Below are 20361 nucleotides of genomic sequence, written 5' to 3'. Positions count from 1 at the left end.
CTAGCATATTAGCTTCATGTGTATCAACATACCAGCCGTTACCTACTGATAACAAACCTACTGAGCAACAAACAGCTAAGTAGAGGAGAGTATTTATGAAAAAAATCGCAATAATTATTTTATGTTCTATAGTCTTAACCTCATGTGTAACAAGTAATCAATGTCCAACTAAAACTGATTCAAATGGTGCAAAATACCTAGATAAAAATGACTGTATACAAAAAACTTACTTAGCTGGACTTATTCCTATTGGCTAGAGTTCACCTAAATAAAATTTTTTAATTACTCTTTCCAATTATTTCAAAAACGTGCTAAAACTTTTTATTACCTAAAAATTATCTATTTAATTTTGCCGTTTAAAAATAACCTAAATAACAATTTGTTTTTTATTAACGTAAAGTATCTTAGCTTGACTAATATAGGTAAAAAACCTTTGTAATTTAAAGGCTTGGGCTGCAGTTTAGGTTTACAGACATATAAAGCTACTTATAAGTTAGGATAAACCAATCTGGTCAGCTGTGGCATAATTTTTGTTAACTTGAAAGTTAAATAATTTTTCCCTTAAAATTAAACTCTAAAATTTGCTGTATAAAAAGTTGTAGCCATTTCTTGATAGCTTGTAATATCAAAGTGAGGGCTCACACTATACTACTCTATAATATCGATATTTATAATGGGTTGTAACAGTAATAAAACCTAAGTTTAAGGGGGACTTATTTATGGCAAATCAATACACAGGTAATTTTGAACTAATAATTCAGGATAGGTTTAATTGTTCAGCTGAAGAGGTGTTATTAAAATGTCAAAGACAAGGACTTAGTTACCAAGATGCTGAAAAAGTACTTGGATTTAAACATGTAACTATTAGAAAATGGGCAAAAAGGTTTGGTATTAAATTGCCTGCTAGGTTTAGAACTCAAGAGAATCAGTTCAGAGAAAACCAAAATGAAGAAGCTTATATTAATGAATGTAGGTCAAAAAGAGTAAGTAATTCAAATATCTTTAGCCGTTGTTGGGTTAACGTAAAACTTTATTCAGTAATAAAGGCTAAGTTTTGATTAACATGAATAGGGGTATTGTTGTTTTTAAGTGTGAAGGTCATATTATCGTTTGGCAATAATAGTATGATGGTTGAACCAAAATTAAACCATCCTAGGATATCTCCCTTTTTAAACTCAAGATTATATTTGCTATCGTTATAAAACCAAGTTTGTATTTCACTGTAGTAATTAGGAGCTATCTTACCATGCCAAATAGTTTCAATTCCAGCGACTAATAATGCCCCAACAAATATTACAGCAACTTCTCCAATTTTTGTATCAAAGTAGCAAATTAATCTTTCATTTTTAGCGAAAATATTATCTACTTTCTCAGTAGTAAGTTTATTAACCGAAAATAATTTGCCAGGTATATAAACCATTTTAGTGAGTTTTCCATCAATAGGCATATGCACACGATGATAGTCACGAGGCGATAAATATATAGTTGCAAATTTAGTAAAGTGAGTTTTAGAACTATTTGCGATTAGCTTATCAAGAGAAAATAATTTTCCTTTAGCTTGTATGAGTGTTCTATTATCTATTTGTCCAAACTGGCTTAGTACACCCTCAGCCGGGGAGCTGATTACTTTAGGATCATCTTCTAGTGGTCTAAAGCCATCTGCCAATTCTCTGGTAAAAAAGTCATTAAAAGAATTATATTTGCTAATTTCAGAGTATTTTGCTTCCGCTAAGTTTATCTTAAATTTTTTAACAGCAGCATTTATTAGGAAATTTTTTATAAACTTGTTTTTTGAGTTAGCTAATTTGCTTACCAGGCGTGATACAAAACCATGAGGTAGAATATACTGTATAAATATAAATAAAAAATCTTGCATAACCTTCCTATGTTGTCTATATCCTAAGCTTTTTATTATATTTAAGTATAGCACTGTGTTATAATATTTAGCTAACAAATTTTGTTAAGTTAATTAGTGTTAAACAATGAAAAAAATAGCCAAAATAGTAGTTTTGGTAAGTTTTGTTACTTTACTACAAGCTTGCTCGATGAATCAGGTTGAGAACGATTTTTCTTACGAAAGTTTATCAGATACTGTTGAAGGTTCTCCATTTAGAAATAGAAAGCTTGATTACGCCCGAGCAGAAGTAGTTGAAAACCCATCTTTAAAAATACCCACTGGCTTAAACGGTGAACTAATAGATCCTAAGTTTACCTTACCAGATGGTGATAATACTTTTGCCAAGTCTCAAGTAGAAGAAGCAGAAAAAGGAATGCTGCCCCCAAATTACAATGATAAATTTGATATGAATAAGATAGTAGCTGATCAAATATCTAAAATATCTATAAGTGTGGTTTATGATGATAAAGGAGCGCTTAAGCTAGTATTTCGTGAACCGTTGCTAGTAACTATTAATTTGTTAGAAAGCTATTTTAAAAACTATTCAGACCGTTATGAAATTTTATTGTTAGAAGATAAGGTATTAACTGGACATATCATAACAGTTAAAGATAATACAAAAAATTTAGTTTTTGTTATAAAAATACGCAAAATAGATGATTTATCAAGTCTAGTAACTGTACCGGCGGTATTTAATGCTGATGGTAAAACTTTGGCAGATAACTATATAGATCAGGAAGTTGGATTATTAAATCAAATTCGTAAAGCCTTGGACGGACAAGTACTAAAAAGTCAGGATAATATCAATTTAGCAAAAGCTGCCCAAGCTAGTGTTACTTCAAGTTCATTAAAGCCTTCAAGTTTATCAGACACATCTAATAGTAAGTCTGGTTTAGGTGGTTTGGCAGGAGCAATAAGCTCTATAGGTTTTGGATCGTATGATAGAACTATTCAAAAAAGTAAACAACAAGATACAGATAGTAATATTGAAACCCAAGATAACTACACTAATATAACAGCACCGTCTGGTAGTCAGGTATATAATAGCGATGTTACACCACAAGTTTTAAGCACATAGGCAAAAAAATGTATGATGTATCAGTGTTTATAGGGCGTTTTCAACCTTTTCACAAGGGGCATTTGCATAATATTCTAAAGGCTTTAACTCTTAGTAAAAGAATAATTATAAACATAGGAAGTTCTTATTGCGCTTCTAATATAAAAAACCCGTTTTCTTTTGAGCAAAGAAAGCAGATGATAGAAGCTGATTTAGATATTTTAGGTATAGATCTAAGTTTGGTAGAGATAGAACCTTTGGCTGATTATTACTACCAAGAGCAAAAATGGGAAGATGATTTACGTGCTAATGTAAATAAACATACCGAATTTAATGATAGCATAGTAGTAGTAGGACATGAAAAGGATGCATCAAGTTACTATCTAAAAAGCTTCAGTGAGTGGGACTATTTATCCGTTGATAATTATAAGAAGTTCAATGCAACAACTTTTAGAAAGCAGTATTATAAAGGCACCATCTTAGCAGAATACATGTGTTGTGAAGATCCAACAGCTGGTACCTACAAAATGCTACAGGAATTTATGCTTACCGATCAGTACCATCTTTTAAAAGAAGAGAATCAGCTAGTAGTAGACTATAAAACTAAGTGGGCATTTGCACCACATAAACCAATATTTGTAACTGTAGATGCTTTAGTTGTGGTAAATAATCATGTTTTACTTATTCAAAGAAAGCAAGCTCCAGGTAAAAATTTATGGGCATTGCCAGGTGGATTCTTGGATCATGGGGAATTTATCGCACAAGCAATAGTTAGAGAGCTATATGAAGAGACAAATATAGATATATCTACAGAACAGCTGGCTTTAGCTAATAGAGGCAATTTTGTTTTTGATTATCCATCACGTTCTATAAGAGGACAAACTATTACACACGTTGGTTTATTTGTATTAGATGGTTATAATAGTCTACCAAATATAGCGCCAGCAGATGATGCTAAAGGTGCAAAATGGATTGATATAAAGTCTATAGTAGAAAACATGTATGATAAAATGTTTGATGATCATTACCAGATAATCACTATTTTGTTAGAACAATGTGGCAAAGTATTATAAGGAGATTTTTATGAGCTTATCAGTAGTGATCTTAGCAGCAGGCAAAGGATCTAGAATGAATTCAAATAAACCTAAAGTTTTACAGACTTTAGCTTCTAAACCATTGATAAAACATGTTATTGAGTCAGTGGAGAAATTAAATCCTACTAATATTGTAGTAGTAAATGGACATCTAAAAGAGCAACTTGAGCAAACACTTTCCAATAGAAACATTACTTTTGTACATCAGGCTGAGCAGTTAGGTACAGGTCATGCCGTGTTACAAGCCTTGCCGTATCTGCAGGAGCAAAAAGTACTTATACTTTACGGGGATGTACCACTTATTTCAACTGAGGTTTTAGATAACTTAGTAAGTACTACCCATAATCATGATTTAGGAGTTTTGACAGCATTTGTTGATAATCCCTCTGGGTTGGGACGTATAGTAAGGGATAAATTTGGAGCTGTAACTGGTATAGTCGAAGAAAAAGATGCTAATGATGTCCAGCGTCAAATAAAAGAGATTAATACAGGCATATACTGTGTTCATAAAAACTTATTGCAAAAATGGTTACCTAAGCTACAAGCAAATAATGTCCAAGGAGAATATTATTTAACAGATATAGTTACGTTTGCAAAAAATGACTCAGTTTCTATAAATGTAACTCATCCGATAGAAGAGTTCGAAATCTTAGGTGTCAACGATAGAGCCCAATTAGCAAATTTAGAAAGAGTATGGCAGAGAAATGTAGCAGAAAAAATTATGGCACAAGGTGTGAGTATTGCTGACCCAAATAGATTTGATGTTAGAGGTAATCTAGAAGTTGGTAAAGACTGTTGGATAGATATAAATGTAATAATTAAAGGAAATGTAAAATTAGGCAATAATGTTGTTATTGGTGCAAACTGCATACTTAAAAATTGTACTATTGAAGATAATGTTAAGATAAAGGCAAATAGCATGATAGATGGTTCTATTGTTAGAAATGGTGCTATAGTTGGACCTTTTGCACGAGTGCGTCCTGAGTGTGATATTAAAGAAGAAGCAGTTATTGGTAATTTTGTTGAGGCTAAAAAAGTCACTCTTGGTAAGGGGTCAAAAGCTTCACATCTTACGTATCTTGGAGATAGTGAGATAGGGCAAAATTGCAATATTGGTGCAGGGGTAATTACTTGTAACTATGATGGAGCAAATAAACATAAAACAATAATAGGGGATTATGTTTTCGTAGGTTCAGATTCACAACTTATAGCACCTGTCAATATTGGTCAAGGAGCTACAATAGGGGCAGGATCAACGATAGCTAAAGATGTACCTGCTGATAATTTAGCTATTTCACGAGCTAGACAGCGTCATATAGATACATGGGAAAGGCCTGTTAAAAAAGTTACTAAGTAAGACAAATAAGAAATCATAAGGTATATTAATTTATGTGTGGGATAGTCGGAGCAAACTCAACGAGAAATGTAACAAATATTTTGATTGAAGGGCTTAAAAAGCTAGAATATCGTGGTTATGACTCAGCAGGGCTTGCTGTAATAAGTGATAAAATAGAAGTGTGTAAAGAAGTCGGTAAAGTTGTAGAGCTTGAAAAATCTGTTCATGCATTAGATGACTTTAAGGGTAATATAGGTATTGCTCATACTCGATGGGCGACTCATGGTAAGCCATCTAAAGCTAACTCTCATCCTCACGCATCAAATAATTTTTGTATAGTTCATAATGGTGTAATAGAGAATTTCTCAGAATTGAAAAAGTCTCTAATTGCTGAAGGTTACGCCTTTAAATCAGATACTGATACAGAAGTGGTAGCACACTTACTAGATAGAGAGTGGAGTGATGATAAGACGATAATAGAAAACATAAAACATACTGTTTCAATGTTAAAAGGGGCTTATGCTCTAGCTATAATCTCACAGAAATTCTTTGATAAAATTGTAGCAGTTCGTTCAGGGTCTCCATTGGTTATAGGTGTTGGGATTGAGGAGAATTTTATTTCATCAGATGCTTTGTCATTGCTTCCAGTTACAAATAAATTTTCTTACCTTGATGAGGGCGATATTGCGATAATTTCCCAGGATAATATAGAGGTGTTTGATAGTCAAGGGGCGCCTAAAAACCTTGAAGTAGAAGAGTATAATTACTCTTCTATGAGTACCTCAAAGGATGGTTATAAGCATTATATGCTTAAAGAAATATATGAGCAGCCAGAGGCAATATCAAATACGATTACATCAAGTCTTAGTGAGGATGGTGAAATTTATTTAGAACATTTCAATAAACAGACACAAGAGCTGTTTGAGAAAACACAGCATATCTGTATAGTTGCTTGTGGTACCAGTTACAATGCTGGTTTAACAGCAAAATATTGGATAGAGAAATACGCTAAAATTCCATGTAGTGTAGAGATTGCTAGTGAGCTTAGATATCGAGATAATGTTGTAGTAGATGGATCTTTGTTTGTGAGTATTTCTCAATCTGGGGAGACAGCTGACACTTTAGAGTCACTAAGAAAAAGTAAAAAACAAAATTACATAGGGAGTATGTGTATATGTAATGTGCCAAATAGCTCTCTTGTGCGTGAGTCAGATGTTGTTTTTATGACTAAAGCAGGAGTGGAAATTGGTGTAGCATCTACAAAAGCTTTTACTACACAACTGGTGGCTTTAGCTTTATTTACATTAGTTATGGCAAAACTAAAAGGAAAACTTTCAGATACCGAACTATCGCGTTATACACAAGAGTTAAAAAACATTAGAGCTTTAGCTTTAGGAGCCCTTAAGCTAGATGCTGAAATTGATGGAATAAGTAAGTATTTTTCTGATAAGGAACATACGATATTTTTAGGTAGAGGATTGTATTTTCCAATAGCTATAGAAGGAGCACTTAAACTAAAAGAAATATCTTATATACATGCGGAAGCTTACCCATCAGGAGAGTTAAAGCATGGTCCTTTAGCTTTAGTGGATAAAAATATGCCAATTGTGGCAGTAGTGCCTAATGATGAGTTATTGGATAAAACTTTATCTAACCTCCAAGAAGTTCATGCTAGAGGAGGCAAGCTTGTTCTTTTCGTTGACAAAGCAATAAAAGATAAAGTTAGCTTTAATAATAGTATAGTGTTAGAGCTAGATGCAGGTAGTGAATTTAGTGCTCCGATCGTGTTTACTATACCATTACAGCTTCTTTCATATCATGTAGCTATAATCAAGGGTACAGATGTTGACCAACCTAGAAACTTAGCTAAATCTGTGACTGTTGAATAGTTTTAGTTTTCAACAGTTCTAGGCATGAAGGGTTAAAACTTTGGCCATTATGTAAGAACAAATAAATTTGGTAACTATTATTATATTGGTTTTTTTATTCTGCAACGGTTTTCTTCTGTCCTGGGTTACTTATTGTTACTTTACCAGTCATGCTTGTATAAATACAATAAGAACAACTATTAGCTCTAACAACAGGCAAACCTTTAACTTGAGATTTTTGAGCTAACTGTAACCAAGGTGAAACAATAGGTATACAAGGCTGTGGCATACCTGTTGCCATCACAACTGGGTGCATAGGGTTTTTGCATGTACCAAATGATGGGATATTAAGGTAAGGAATAAAGTTAATAGGTAATGTGGGAGCCAATTTTTCTATAAAAACACCTGTAGGGAGTACATTCAAAGGCATTTCAGAAGACCCAAAAGAACATTTAACTTTAGCACCAGAAACTACGTATAATTCTTTTGACCCAGAAGTAGTACTACGATTTTTACCAAGTAAACCAATCACACACGCAGGCATAGCAACTGAAGAAACCATTAAGTTAGGTATATCTAACGTAGGTATATCTAATGTAGGCGTATCTAATGTAGGTGAAGCTAATGACAAATCCATAACACTTGTATTAAGAGAGAGTAAATTAACAGCTAGCTTAGCTGTACCAAATTGGCTATCTATGGATGGTATAGGCGTATCCAATTGATTTAACCAGTCTGAAAGTTTGGGTGATAAGTTAGGACATGAACCAAAATCATTAAGTAGTGAAGCTAATTTAAATTTTGAGTCTAAAAGTAAGTCTGGCAAATCTAAAGATGGTAAATCTAAGGTTGGTTGATCTAAAACAGGTAAATCATAAGGAAGTTCTGGTAATAAATCTTGTATGTCTGGAATTAGAAACGATGGTAGAGCTGGTGTCACTCCTAAGTCTAAATTCATATTTGGATAATCTAAGTCACAAAAAGAATTGTGAATGTCCTCACTTAAGGCGTCCATTTGATTTAACACATTAGCATTTATATCTATATCATTTACATCAATATTCTGTAGATTTTGAGTATCGAGTAGTTGCTGCAAATCAGAAACTTTACTATTTAAATCGATTAACTCTTCTCCTAATGGGTTGATTTCAGAAAGTTGATTTATGTTATCTAAGCTTGAAGAAAATTCTTCAAAACTTGTATCAATAGTTGCTATTTCAAGCTGGAATTCTGGTTTTTCAAAATCAGAACAGCAATTTGCAGTACTTAAAAAATCTAATTTTTGATTGATATTGTTTAGACTAGTTAAAGATGTAAGAGAATTTTGTAATAAATCAGGATTGATGCTATTGGTTTGGTTAAGTAATAAACTATTATTTATTTTTAGATTCTTAACATCTGTAACTTGGGAGTTTAATGTATTAATTAAAGTACTTACTTTGTCAACATTAACCTCGTCATTAATGTTACCTTTAAAATTATTTTTAAAATTTGATATAGTATAGTAAGCTTCTACATTTTTATCTGCATATCCTTGTATATTAGGGTTATTTTTTATCTGTTCAAAATGCTGTAAGGAAGTAAGTATACTATTTTTTATTTTTTCTACATCAGGGATAGCTGAGTTTTTGGCTAAATAAGAGCCTAGTTTATTAATTTCAATGTTGTATGAGGTAGCCGGCTGAAACAATTCGTTGTCTAGAAAAATGTGAGGTGCGGTAATATTAAATAATGCGTTTGAATTATTAACTATATTTTGTAATATGGCAATTCCAGGAGCTACAACATCGACACTATGAGCTTGGATGGCTCTACCTAAAGCTTTATAATTAATTTTATATAACTCTTCTTTGGATATTTGTTGAAAATCTATCTCGTTAAATATTCCTTTTAGCTCTATATTGGGAGAACGGTTTAAGTTTTCATCTGCTAACGTTAGTAACTTGTGTAGATCTGTCTCTATAGATCCCATTAAGCCATCAGTATATTCATCATCTAAAAAAGTAAGTTTCTGGTCAGATAATTTTTGGTAGATATCCTCCAGGTTATCCATTGGAATTTTGCTAAGAAAATTATCATACTCAACGAAAGTTTTTTCTTTTTCCAGTATTTTATTTAAATCAATAGTTTTAGCAACCTCTGAAGGTAACTTATTATAAACTTCTTCAAGTTTAGCTATAGTAGCTTTAGACTTATTAATGTCAAACATAAAATAATCCTGTATTAAATTGTTATAGAATAAAAATTACTTGTAACGTTGGTGAAAACTAGCCTGTATTTACTTTAGGTGATTTTATATCAACATTCTTACTAGCTTTAATTTCGGTTTTTTTCGAGTTAATTGCAAAGCTATCACAGTCTATTTCAAACGTAGATGCCTTGCATATAATTTTATTTTTTTCTATTTTAATGCTAGATTCGCCATTATGGAGGGTAATGTATTCTTCTTCTGAATCGATACAAACCTTTAATTCTTTATTTTCTAAAGTTAATTTCTTTGACTTAAAATCCAAAGTTATCTTTTGAGTGTGGCTGTGTGCTTCTCCAGAAATTTCAATTCTATCTTTATCTGCGTCAATTGTATGGTTAAAAGTATCTGACATAGGTTACATCCTCATATGGGTTATTAAATGTACTGTGTAACAAAGAAAGTTACTATCAACACTATGAATGAAGAAAACGCAAAAATATTCTTTGGTACTTTTGCCCAGAGCAGATTTTTTTTTGTATCTTGATTAAAAGCAAACTTTGTTACCTTTATTGTTGGTTTTATGTAAAAAGCCAACTGCCTAATATACATTAACCTTTTAGGGTTATTAAGATCATAACGTCCTCTATATCCATGCTCTAATAAAAAATAGTAAATTAGGTATATAAAGTCTAAATTTTTCTTTCTTTGCAAAATAGAATCAACATATTCGTAAAATACATCACCAGCATTAGCAACATTAAATAACTCAACTTGCATTGGTTTATAATTAAAGTTATGTTCAATAGCTTTCAAGCTTAATAATTCGTCGCAATAAGCTACAGTAGCAAAAATTATTAAATGGCAAAAGCTATTATCAGTAGTATCATTTTCCGATAAGAATATTGATTCTAATTTGTTGATTTTTGATAATATAGTATTTCTACATATATCAAACGTACCTTGTGTTTCTGGCACAAAATCATCAACCGCATTAATAATGTTAAAAAAACAAGTCTTCCACATAATTTTCTTCCTTTTGTTTATTTAAGGTTATTTTATTATTGTCTAGGGTGAATTTATAAAATTTATCAATAGGATCTTTTATATAATAGTTCCAATTATTTACTTTGGTACCAGCATCTTGTAGCATGAAAAATATACTAAAGTCACCTCTTTGGTCTTTAAGTGTAATATTTTTCTTAACACCTGGTGTTACTAAATATGATAGATATAAAGAAGCATCTTCGAGAATTTGGTTTTGTAGCTTGTCAGGAGTAATTTTTTTGAAGTCAGCAATATTATCGTTTTTATTGATAAGAACAAAAAAAGGAGCTCCTTTATTTACTTTTTTATTTGTTGCAATTTCCACTGTAATGTCTTTTGCACACGAACATAACAAAATTATTGTTAACAATAGTAGGCATTTTTTCTTAAAAATCATATTATTCTCTCCAAATATTTACCACCATCCAAATAGCAATTCTGTAATTTACTATTAATGCTACATTGTAATGGTCCATAGTCTATTAAGCACATTAAATTATTAAACTTTAATCCAGAAAATTGGGACATTTCAATTAATTTCTCTTTTAACAACTTTATATCATTTTTATAGTCATCCTCTTGGTCTTTCAAATAAAAAGTAATTACTCCACAAACATACAAATTAGGCTCTATATCCATAGCTAGGCGGACATTTTCTATAATGCTTGCTTTGGTTAGTAAAGAAGTCTTATTAAGGGTTGCTTTTTCGTAATTGATATCAACAGATACTAATATTTTAGGAAATAGTTGAATAATTTGATGTTCTATCAAGCTTAATAAGTTTTTCTTATAATCTAGAGAAGAAAAAAATAGTGATGAATCTAAATAATACTTATTAAGATCTGTTAAACACGGATACATGTAGTAATTAAAACATTCAAACCACATAGTCCAAAGCTTTTTTTCAAACTCCTTGTCATGACTAGCTATATATTCGATATTGTTATATAAATCATACATATCTGTAGTTTGGTGGATAAAAAATGACGCATTTATATAAACTATTATTTCATTATCTAACAACTCTACTTTACAGATTATGTATTTGCTAGTAACCATATCCCAATTTATCTTATAATCCAAGCGATAGTCAGGATAAGTTTCTTGCAAAAATTTTATACAACTACGGTAGCTAAGTGGTATCTCTTTTATTTCCATTCTAAAAGCCCACCTCTAATTTAGTATCTAAATATGGTACATTATGACTAATAAAAAGCTTAAGCTGATGTATATAAAATATTATCCACTTTTGTATAACCGCGTCATCAGTTATAAAATTCAATACTATTTCCTTTCCTTTTATTTCAACTTTATTTAATAAGTAGTTTATTTTAATGTAGGCAAATTTGTCAAAAAATGCCAATAAGTGTTTCCACATATCAACCGTCCACTTAGTTAGCTCGGAGATACTCAGTAATGAGATAAGAGCCCGTATTTTTATTTCATCCACGCTAGTAGAATGATTGTAAATAGAGCTAATAGCATTAATTTTATAGCGATTAATGTTATGCCCGTACCATCTTAAATTTGTGTCTGTTGCATACAAAGAATCATCTAGGTTATAATCGATATACATTGAGCCTGTTATATTAGTGTTAAAATATTCCTCTATCTGGTTAAACTCAACTCCAATCTGGTTATCGTTATACACAATACGATATGCACTGGGGTTTATTAAATAATTATTTGAGTATAAACCTCGTAACTCACAAGCTTGATACTTTAACTCAGAGTCAGTTTTTAGCCAATATATATCATCATTACCATCTAGCTTAAAAGGTTCAATATTAACTACAGCTTGGTTCATCATAGGAATTAAATTAGTATGAAAACATTTTGTTAATTCATATTCAGGAATACTTAGTGTATTAAACTTTAGTTCTAAGTCTAATTTCTCAAAAGATATTTCTTTTATTGCGCTAAAATCAATACTAACTATAAATTGGAGCCTAGGATCATAGATATTATTTTTAATAGCCATGTTCACTTTTTGTTTATAGGGGTGACCAAGTTCTAAATTAACTTCCAGGCAAGATTCAACTGAACCACTGTAGTATGTTAGCTTGGCTTTTTCCTTTAGATTATTAAATATTTGCAGGCTCCGCTTAATATTACTAGTATCTGAGTGAATCCAAAAAACTAAGCGCTGGTTAGCTAAAGTGAATGTTTTATCATTATTACTAAAAGTTAGGTTTATAGAGTTATCAGAAAGTTTTCGAACCCGGTGGACACCAAATGGCATCAAGCTAGTATCTAACATAGAAAACAAAGAACCCTGACAGTTGGGACGATTAACCTGAAGCTCTTGGTAAAGGTCAATATATTCAGAATCGTTATTATATTCGATATCTGTAATCTTAAGAAAGATCCCCTTAGGGCAGGGTGTTAGTAAACTACTATATTTGTTTTGTATCTTAGAAGCATATATTTGGTGTGCATATTTAACAAAGTTTGCGTTAGCATTCTCTTTCCATTCTGATAGTTTTGTTAATATACTATTTGCAACTTTATCAACTTCAATATTATTATTCATATGTTTTTCTATTTCCTTTTTTACAAAAATACTGGTTCCTATTTTATTGATTAAACATGAAACTATTTAAAGGAATATAAAAGCTGACATTTCCTTCTTTAAATTTCCACGTAAATACATCATTATTGTTTGAAGCTTGCTTTAGTAGTTTAAAACAAGACCAACTCCCAGAGTTTGTTTTAAAATTTAACATGTTATTGTTTGTATCTACTATCTCAATACTACATACACCTGTTTCCCACCAGTTGATTTTAAACGTTTTCTTTATATTATTTATTCCCATATTATAGATATCTTCATTGTCATAAGAAAATAAGCCAATATAAGCTAGAGGTTTTGCTGGGTTTATATCTAGACTATTTACGACCAATCCATTAACAGAGGTAACTGTTAAGCTTAAAGGTTTTATAACACCTGATTTATCCCATAATGTATTTTTGATTTCTTCTAGTGCTAAAAGTTGGTTTTTATTGCTTGGATACAAATAGCTAATAATATCCTCATTTAATGCAAACTGAGTTTTCAATAAGTGGGTTTCTCCATCATAAGCGCCGCCTTTAGCTAATACTTCTGTCAGATATGTTGTCGTTGCTTCGTCAGTTGAGTTCACATTGAAAGGAAATTTAGAGTAAACATGGTTGTATATAGGAGATATATGTATCGTCCAGTATTCATTTATGTATAAAGATATAAGTGAATTAGCCACCTCTCGAAGCTGTTTAATCGGCAACCTGACTATCGTAGATATTTTAGGATCTATATTAAGACTAGAAATGTATTTATCAAATTTTATGTCAATTTCTTTTTCTAATTCATCACGTTTTTCTATATATGATTTAGGATCTGAGAAAAGTTTAGATAACATATCGCCCATTTGTTCCAAGATCCCTTTATATTTATTTAAAGTTTTTTCAAAGGCGTTCAAACTAATTATATAAGAGCTTATAGTTTTATTATTCTTAGCAAAGAAGGATAAATTATTATTTACTTCTTCAAGCAAATTGTTTAAAAGCTGTGTTTTAGCTAAACTATATAATTTATCTATACTTTCCTTATTTGATGAAGAAGCTATATCCAGTTGGTCTCTTATACGATTTAAGTTGTAAACTAAATACTTTAACTCATATGCACTTTTTGATCTAACAAAAAAAGCTTCTAGAGTTTCCTTAAACTTGTTACCTTCGTAAAGTTGTATTGTATCTGTGTAATCGTTATAAAAAGGAAGAATCACGTTTAAGTAGTACCTTTTAGAATACATCTTTGAAGGGTCATTATAGGGCACTATATCAAGTGTACCTAAGTTATCCATAGCTATTAAAATTTGTTCTATCAAGTATTCTTTATCTTCTTCACCCAAAAATTTAGTCTGGTTCGCAAATTCTTTTAATATGTAATTAAATGTATATAGATCTTGTGAATTATGTAACTCTTGTAACAGTATCATCGAGTTTAAGATAGCTAACTTGTTACTCAAGGCTATTATCTGTTGAGAAGTTAAAACAAGGTTAGAATTTAGCAATAATGTTTTTGCAAAACTTCTAATATCTTTTTTTACCAGAGAATCGTTGACCACGTAGTTACTACCTAAAATATTTAAAAATAGTAATTCTGATATATCTGTATATAGTTTACTTACAACTGCATCATTGGTCTGGGCAATATTAGTTATACTTTTTTCAGCTTCATCAAGTATTTGAGCTTTATTTAAAGCTATTTTATTACTATTAATCATGTCAACACTTAATAAGAGACCTTGGCCAGTTTTTACTCCGAATCTTTCGTTTAAAATATTAGAAGATATTATAACTGACAAAGGAAGATCTGTTAGGTCTGCCCAAAAATTACTACTTATAGGAATATTCTTACTTAAGAAAGATAATGTTCTATAATCCTTAATACTTGCTAATGCTAGCATATTGATAGCAGAAACTTTTGTATACTCTTGTTGTTTAAAGAAATTCTCATAAAGACTATTATCAAAAATTTCGTCGTAATCTTTTTGATGATTTCTGAAATAAAGGGTCGGTTTTGCAGCTACAGAGAAACTCTCATTGAGAATATGAAAATATAAATCAGAAGTAAATTTATTCAATTTTAAACTGCGAGTTTCAAAACCATACTGTATCTTGTTTTTAAGCTCTTGTTTCTCTAACTGATAAGCCATAGGTAAGGATATTGCTATCCCTAAACTTAGAGCCGTTAACCCACCATACTTAATAATTTTAGAAGTCATATAAATTTCATCAAGATTATTATTTGATTCTACAAACCTGTTAATATTTTCTTGTTCAATCAAATAAAAACCTTTAATTTTAGGCGCTGTTTTTTCCTCAAGACCAGAGTATAATTTTTGTAAATAAGGAGTAACTTTTGTACAGCTCATTAAGAATTTGTATAATTCTGTAATTTCTTGGGTATTAGATCCTTCATCCATTACCAAAGTCTTTAACTGATCTTGAGTTAGCAGCGATTCTGCCCATCCTTCATCCGGTAAAAATTTTTGCCAAAATGGAAAGCTAGAAAGACCTTTTTGTAATTTATCCCAAGCTACTGCACCAGGAATTTTTTTACTATATGTTAGAGCTATTTGTAAAGAAATTTTATTCCTAAAGAGATTAGCTAAAATAGTTAATACTCGTACAATATTATTAATTTTTTTCTCGTTTATACTAGTATCACTAAGATGTTTAGATAAATTAACTTCATATATGATACTATTTAACACACCTTTTGAAAAAAACTTAAAAAATGCTTTAATCTTTTTTATATCAAGATTATTACCTAAAAACTGGTCAGGGTTCATTGATAGTACAATATTATTTGATATCAAGGTGAGTTCAAACCCTCTCTCAGAGGTTATAGCTTCAGTTACAATAACCTTTTTTTTAAGCCTAAAAGAACTAAATACTCTATACTTTATAGGTAGTGTTCTTCGAAATTCTGAATATATAGCGGTTAATTCATTCACTTTAAATATATATAATATAAGTTTTCTATATTTACCTAGGGTGTATTTTTTAAATACTTTCATTAACCAAATTCTTACTAATTTATAACTAACGATAATTATTATTGCTAGAGTAATCAAACAGAGTAGCGCTTTCATATTATCCTCTTTACTTATTTTTTTCTGTGCTAGAAACAGTTATATTAAAACTTTTAGCGTCAAAATTTAGGTTCGTTTTGATTTTGTTGTTTTTTGATTCGATAGAAAATTTAGATTTATCTTTTTCTTCATAGGATAAATGTTCCATTTTCGTATAACTTTTATCATCCATACCCATAAATATAGTATTTTTGCTTTCTTTATCGGTGGTTTCAAAGTTTTTATTTTCTGTCATAGGCATCCAAACTACACTCTCTATATTTGAGTGTTCTTGGAATATGTTAAGTCTAACAGGGGTTTTATTTTTCAGTGGCATAAATCCATAACCGTTACTAAAAGAAAACGGCACAGAAATTTTGCGTTGTTTTTCTTTTGTCCCTGGACTTAGGTTTTCAGGTATAGATACTAGATAATATAAGCTTGTTACCGTTAATGGAGACATTGTATTCATACCAAAACTTTTTACTAAAGAATCATTGACCTTACTTCCTTTAATTTCATCTTTACTTTCTACGCCTAAAAAATAATCTAATTTCTTATCGCCATCAGCACCAAAAATTTCGCCGTAACTTTTTATTGCTGGATTTTCCTTTTTAAATACGGGATAGTATCTAGAGATATCTTTTTTATTTTGTGCTTCTACGTTTATAGAAAAGTCGCCTTTTAGCTGAAAGTAATCTTTATGAAGGTTTTTATCATCTTTACCTAAACTCTTATTATGATTTTCGATATAAACGTTTTTATTTTTTATCTGCAAATTAACATATTTAAGATGTGTTATCGTGATAAAGTAATCAGGGTACTGATATTCATCTATAACTTTGATTTCATCTTTACTGCCATCTTTTAAACTTAAGGTGTTCATGGGCAAAAAATTAATTTCTGCTAGATGAGACTTGAAATAAAGTTCATACGACTTCCCATTTTTTGAATCCAGCTCAATGTTTTTCTCATATTTTTTGACAAATGCATCAAAATCTTTTCCATTTCCATACTGGTAACTTTCTTGAGCTTTTATTGGAGAATCTTTTGTTTTTTCTAATTTTAACTCTTTCGAATTTGTAGATTGGTTATTTTTATCCCAAAAAGAATTATTGATAGTGTAACAAGCTAGATTGCTAGAATTTTTATTAAAATAGATATTATCAATATAAAATCTATCTATCTCGTAAGCATCTTTATTATCAAAATCTTGTTTAAACTCATCTAGGCTTTTAACCTTGTATTCTTCGTTGTCCTCATTGTTATAAACATAATACGGCTGTAAATGATAATATTGGAAAGTGTTCATCATATATTTATAAAATGACCATTGACAACTTTTATCACAATTTACTGCTAACCATGGCCTGTTTTCTTTTATTTCAGGTGGCAGTTGGCCTTCAAGTTTTAGTTCAAAAATCTTAGAAAAATCTTTTAATGTATCTTTAAAAATTTGCTGATAGCTTTTTTGAAAAAAAATTTTTTGTATATAATGGTTATTAAGAAAAGCTTTGATAGAATCTGTGAATTTTACAGAGATTTCTAAATAACTTGAATTTGCTTCGAATTTTTCAACTAGTTGACAGTGACCACGTTTTGAGGTGTCAATATAACCCAGTATTTGCCATTGGAATTTTTCATCTATTTCGTATTTATTATCTTTTATTATTTCCTGATAATATTTAAGCTTAATAGCAAAAAAATCTTCCTCTATAAGCTTATCCCATAAAGGTTCTTTACTTCTGTTATATGGTAACTGGAACGTTATTTCACCACGAAAACCATACATGTCAAAACTGATATCAAAAGATTTTATATCTGAAGCAATTATCTTTTTCTCGCTATCATTATCTATAGATCTATCATCTTGTAGACTGAATATAGAGGCTTCTAAATATTTAGGTATTGCTGTACTCATATATGCCTTTAAAAGTTAAAAATCATCGTTATTAAAATCATCATCATCATGCTGGCTCATACCACGATTGTAGCGGTGTTCAGCATTATCTAACCTATCGTGTTCATCCTCTGGATAACTACTAGTAGTATTTTCTTTCATCATAATATTTATATATTGCTCGAAGTCTAAATTAGAGAAACTTATTCTATCTACCTCATATAGATTATCTAATAAACTCCAAAGGTAATGGTTTTGTAGAGTGGATGTTTCTACAATTTTTTCAAAACCTTTTAATTTAGAATTTAAATAAGAATTAAAGAAGTTAGGGAAGTATACCAAAGGATCAAATTTTTCTATTTTAGACTGTATTTTTTTCTGTAATATAGCAGCAGGAAGGAAATTATTGTTAATAATGAAATTATCAAATTGTTTAATTTCATTTAAAAGCTTATTCCATTCATAGCTACCTTGAAGTTCATTTTGAACATCTGAGTTTGTCAAATTTACTAATTGATCAGTAGTTAAAGTTGGTTTGACTTGAACATCGCGTTGTTGATTTTGGTTACTAGAGATGTCTATATCATTAAGATCATCATTTAGTTGTTTTGTTTTTATTTCCTGCCACTTTTGCATAAACTTATTCAATAAGGCAAAATGTTCTTCCTCATCTAACTCTAATTTACTAGTCTGATCAATAAATACTTTTATTGCAGCTATTATAGACGCTTTATCTTCGGGTAAAAAAGTTTCTTTAGATTTTAGAAAATCTGCATGCATGCACAACATGTTATATAGCCATTTTGTAGCAGACTTACAATATCTCGGTTTTATTTTTTTTTGGTCGATGAGTTCTGTTAAAAATAAATAAATTTGGTACAGTTCTTCTAAGATTAAACTGTATTCATTAACATCTTGACTATTAAACCACATACAAAAAACTAGATAACAAATTACCTTTGCATCTATACAGCCTTTATTTATGATATTTATACATATATCTTGCGCAGCTAAATAGTCCTCTTCATTGATACAAATATATGCTTGTTCAAACTCATCTGGTAGAGCAATATAGGCTACTTCTTCAGCCTCACTGGCTTTTGATAATAAGTTTAATATGTTTATAGTTAATTCTTTTCTAATCATACGCTATATATACCCTATCAAAAGTATTATTTTTTTCTTGAAAGCTTTTTATGCATATTAACTTGTCATGGAGTATTGCATTCCACCTATCTCCATAAGGCTTTATAAGTAAAGTTTTCTTTGCTTCAGGGAATATTTTTTGTGAAATGTTGTCTTCAACACTATCTACTTCAACACCGTTTATAGAGTTTATAACAATATCTCTAATTTCAGAAGGCGCGAAAACTTTCATTAGAGAGAGGTCTAAGGAATCTAGATTTTGGCTACTTTCAATGACTATATATTTATTATTAGATTCAAAGAAGTTAGCTGGCAAAATTTTACTTCTATATATACCTTCTCTATATTCAAGAGGACAAATTTTATGCTCTATTAGATTAAGTTTCCTTATTTGAAATTCTAATTCTTTAAGAGCTTCAAGTGTATTATAAATATCTAAACCGTTAGGAATAAACAAGTTAGGGTTTTGCCCTTTAAGAATAAATGCTATCGAAGATAACCCTTGAATATGTTTTATTATATCTTTAAATAAAATAGGGGGTTGATCTTCTATATTAATACTAGACTTAAGCCAATTATCTACCTCTGAAAGCTTTAGATATAAATGAGCATAGCGCCAAAAATTATTAGTTTTGGAAACCTCTATATTAATAAAAGAATTAATTTCATTAATACAAACGCTCATACGGGTTAATATCTCTTTACTGTACATGTATGGTAAAGCTATAAGCCTAGGGAAAAAACCTGGTTTTACTTCCCACTTATGTGTATCCTCAGCAAACTCCAGGTCCATTATTTTAAACGAAAATTTAGCCTCGTTATCGAATGATTCTGAAAAATAGATGCTTAAATGTTCTAATTTAATATTGGTACCATTAACTTTTACATTTTCAATAATTTTTTCTGTGCTAATGTTTAAATGTAGTGATACGTGATTATTGTTACTTTTTTTTATTAGATTATATTTTTCTACTTTAGCGTTATGTCCTAGTACTACCGGCTTAAACTCAGGAAGTACCAGGATAAGGCTTTTTAAATCCACGATATTATAAATGAATTGTTCCATATCTAAAGCTATATCAAACAACCCATCACTATAATTAAGAAGTTTTAAAGAAATGTCAGTGTTTAAACCTAACACTCCATCTTGTTGACAAGAGAAATGTTCAGGTGATAAATACTGACCTACTTGCCAGTGTATTAATGACAT

General features: G+C 30.4%; 17 protein-coding genes. 6 read left to right on the top strand and 11 right to left on the bottom strand.

Translation table 11 applies throughout. The features are described 5' to 3' along the window. The first annotated feature begins 95 nt into the window (after positions 1–95). Positions 96–257, top strand: a complete 162-nt coding sequence (locus E4K63_RS06165; RefSeq protein WP_166666884.1) for a hypothetical protein — start codon at positions 96–98, stop codon at positions 255–257. A 462-nt stretch (positions 258–719) separates the two neighbouring features. Continuing rightward, positions 720–1058, top strand: coding sequence for a transcriptional regulator FevR (fevR, locus tag E4K63_RS06160; protein ID WP_133941119.1), 339 nt, complete (start codon positions 720–722; stop codon positions 1056–1058). On the opposite strand, the gene asd is transcribed toward fevR, so the two are convergent. Then, positions 1031–1876, bottom strand: coding sequence for an archaetidylserine decarboxylase (gene asd, locus E4K63_RS06155; protein WP_133941117.1), 846 nt, complete (start codon positions 1874–1876; stop codon positions 1031–1033). The two genes, fevR and asd, sit on opposite strands and share 28 nt — an antisense overlap. A 106-nt stretch (positions 1877–1982) precedes the next feature. Here asd and E4K63_RS06150 point away from each other — a divergent pair, with 106 nt between their 5' ends. Genes E4K63_RS06150 through glmS form a run of 4 tightly spaced genes read left to right on the top strand, consistent with a single transcriptional unit; the run spans position 1983 to position 7273 of the window. Next, positions 1983–2975, top strand: a complete 993-nt coding sequence (locus E4K63_RS06150; RefSeq protein WP_133941115.1) for a hypothetical protein — start codon at positions 1983–1985, stop codon at positions 2973–2975. Between the two features lie 8 nt (positions 2976–2983). Further along, the gene (locus E4K63_RS06145) at positions 2984–4027 is read left to right on the top strand and encodes a bifunctional nicotinamide-nucleotide adenylyltransferase/Nudix hydroxylase (RefSeq protein ID WP_133941113.1); all 1044 of its coding nucleotides are present in this window, start codon (positions 2984–2986) and stop codon (positions 4025–4027) included. Between the two features lie 10 nt (positions 4028–4037). Continuing rightward, positions 4038–5405, top strand: a complete 1368-nt coding sequence (gene glmU / locus E4K63_RS06140; RefSeq protein WP_133941111.1) for a bifunctional UDP-N-acetylglucosamine diphosphorylase/glucosamine-1-phosphate N-acetyltransferase GlmU — start codon at positions 4038–4040, stop codon at positions 5403–5405. Between the two features lie 32 nt (positions 5406–5437). Beyond that, positions 5438–7273 (top strand): glutamine--fructose-6-phosphate transaminase (isomerizing), encoded by a 1836-nt coding sequence (glmS, locus tag E4K63_RS06135; RefSeq protein ID WP_133941109.1) that lies wholly within the window; start codon positions 5438–5440, stop codon positions 7271–7273. 94 nt (positions 7274–7367) lie between these two features. Here glmS and E4K63_RS06130 read toward each other — a convergent pair whose 3' ends face one another. From E4K63_RS06130 to tssK, 10 genes are read right to left on the bottom strand one after another with little or no spacing between them, the layout of a single operon-like run. Beyond that, positions 7368–9461, bottom strand: coding sequence for a DUF4280 domain-containing protein (locus E4K63_RS06130; RefSeq protein WP_133941107.1), 2094 nt, complete (start codon positions 9459–9461; stop codon positions 7368–7370). 58 nt (positions 9462–9519) lie between these two features. Then, positions 9520–9855 carry a hypothetical protein gene (locus tag E4K63_RS06125; protein ID WP_133941105.1) on the bottom strand — a complete coding sequence of 112 codons (336 nt, stop codon included), beginning with the start codon at positions 9853–9855 and terminating at the stop codon, positions 9520–9522. Between the two features lie 23 nt (positions 9856–9878). Next, on the bottom strand, positions 9879–10466 hold the full coding sequence (locus E4K63_RS06120; protein WP_133941103.1) for a DotU family type IV/VI secretion system protein: 588 nt from the start codon (positions 10464–10466) through the stop codon (positions 9879–9881). Continuing rightward, the gene (gene iglE, locus E4K63_RS06115) at positions 10444–10884 is read right to left on the bottom strand and encodes a type VI secretion system lipoprotein IglE (protein ID WP_133941101.1); all 441 of its coding nucleotides are present in this window, start codon (positions 10882–10884) and stop codon (positions 10444–10446) included. Before iglE ends, E4K63_RS06120 begins: the two co-directional genes overlap by 23 nt. Further along, entirely contained in the window at positions 10881–11645 is a 765-nt protein-coding gene (locus tag E4K63_RS06110) for a hypothetical protein (protein WP_133941099.1), read from the bottom strand. Before E4K63_RS06110 ends, iglE begins: the two co-directional genes overlap by 4 nt. 1 nt (position 11646) lies before the next feature. Then, a complete protein-coding gene (gene iglH, locus E4K63_RS06105; protein ID WP_133941097.1) occupies positions 11647–13020 on the bottom strand; it encodes a type VI secretion system baseplate subunit TssF/IglH in 1374 nt (457 codons plus the stop codon). A 43-nt stretch (positions 13021–13063) separates the two neighbouring features. After that, positions 13064–16126 carry a hypothetical protein gene (locus tag E4K63_RS06100; protein ID WP_133941095.1) on the bottom strand — a complete coding sequence of 1021 codons (3063 nt, stop codon included), beginning with the start codon at positions 16124–16126 and terminating at the stop codon, positions 13064–13066. A gap of 10 nt (positions 16127–16136) precedes the next feature. Next, positions 16137–18026, bottom strand: coding sequence for a hypothetical protein (locus E4K63_RS06095; protein ID WP_133941093.1), 1890 nt, complete (start codon positions 18024–18026; stop codon positions 16137–16139). 15 nt (positions 18027–18041) lie between these two features. Further along, positions 18042–19151 (bottom strand): type VI secretion system protein IglI family protein, encoded by a 1110-nt coding sequence (locus E4K63_RS06090; protein WP_133941091.1) that lies wholly within the window; start codon positions 19149–19151, stop codon positions 18042–18044. Continuing rightward, positions 19144–20361, bottom strand: a complete 1218-nt coding sequence (gene tssK / locus E4K63_RS06085) for a type VI secretion system baseplate subunit TssK (protein ID WP_133941089.1) — start codon at positions 20359–20361, stop codon at positions 19144–19146. Before tssK ends, E4K63_RS06090 begins: the two co-directional genes overlap by 8 nt.

The organism is Allofrancisella inopinata (assembly GCF_012222965.1).
Lineage (GTDB): Bacteria > Pseudomonadota > Gammaproteobacteria > Francisellales > Francisellaceae > Francisella > Francisella inopinata.
The sequence above is the reverse complement of the archived record's forward strand: the minus strand, read 5'-3'. Positions and strand labels throughout refer to the sequence as shown.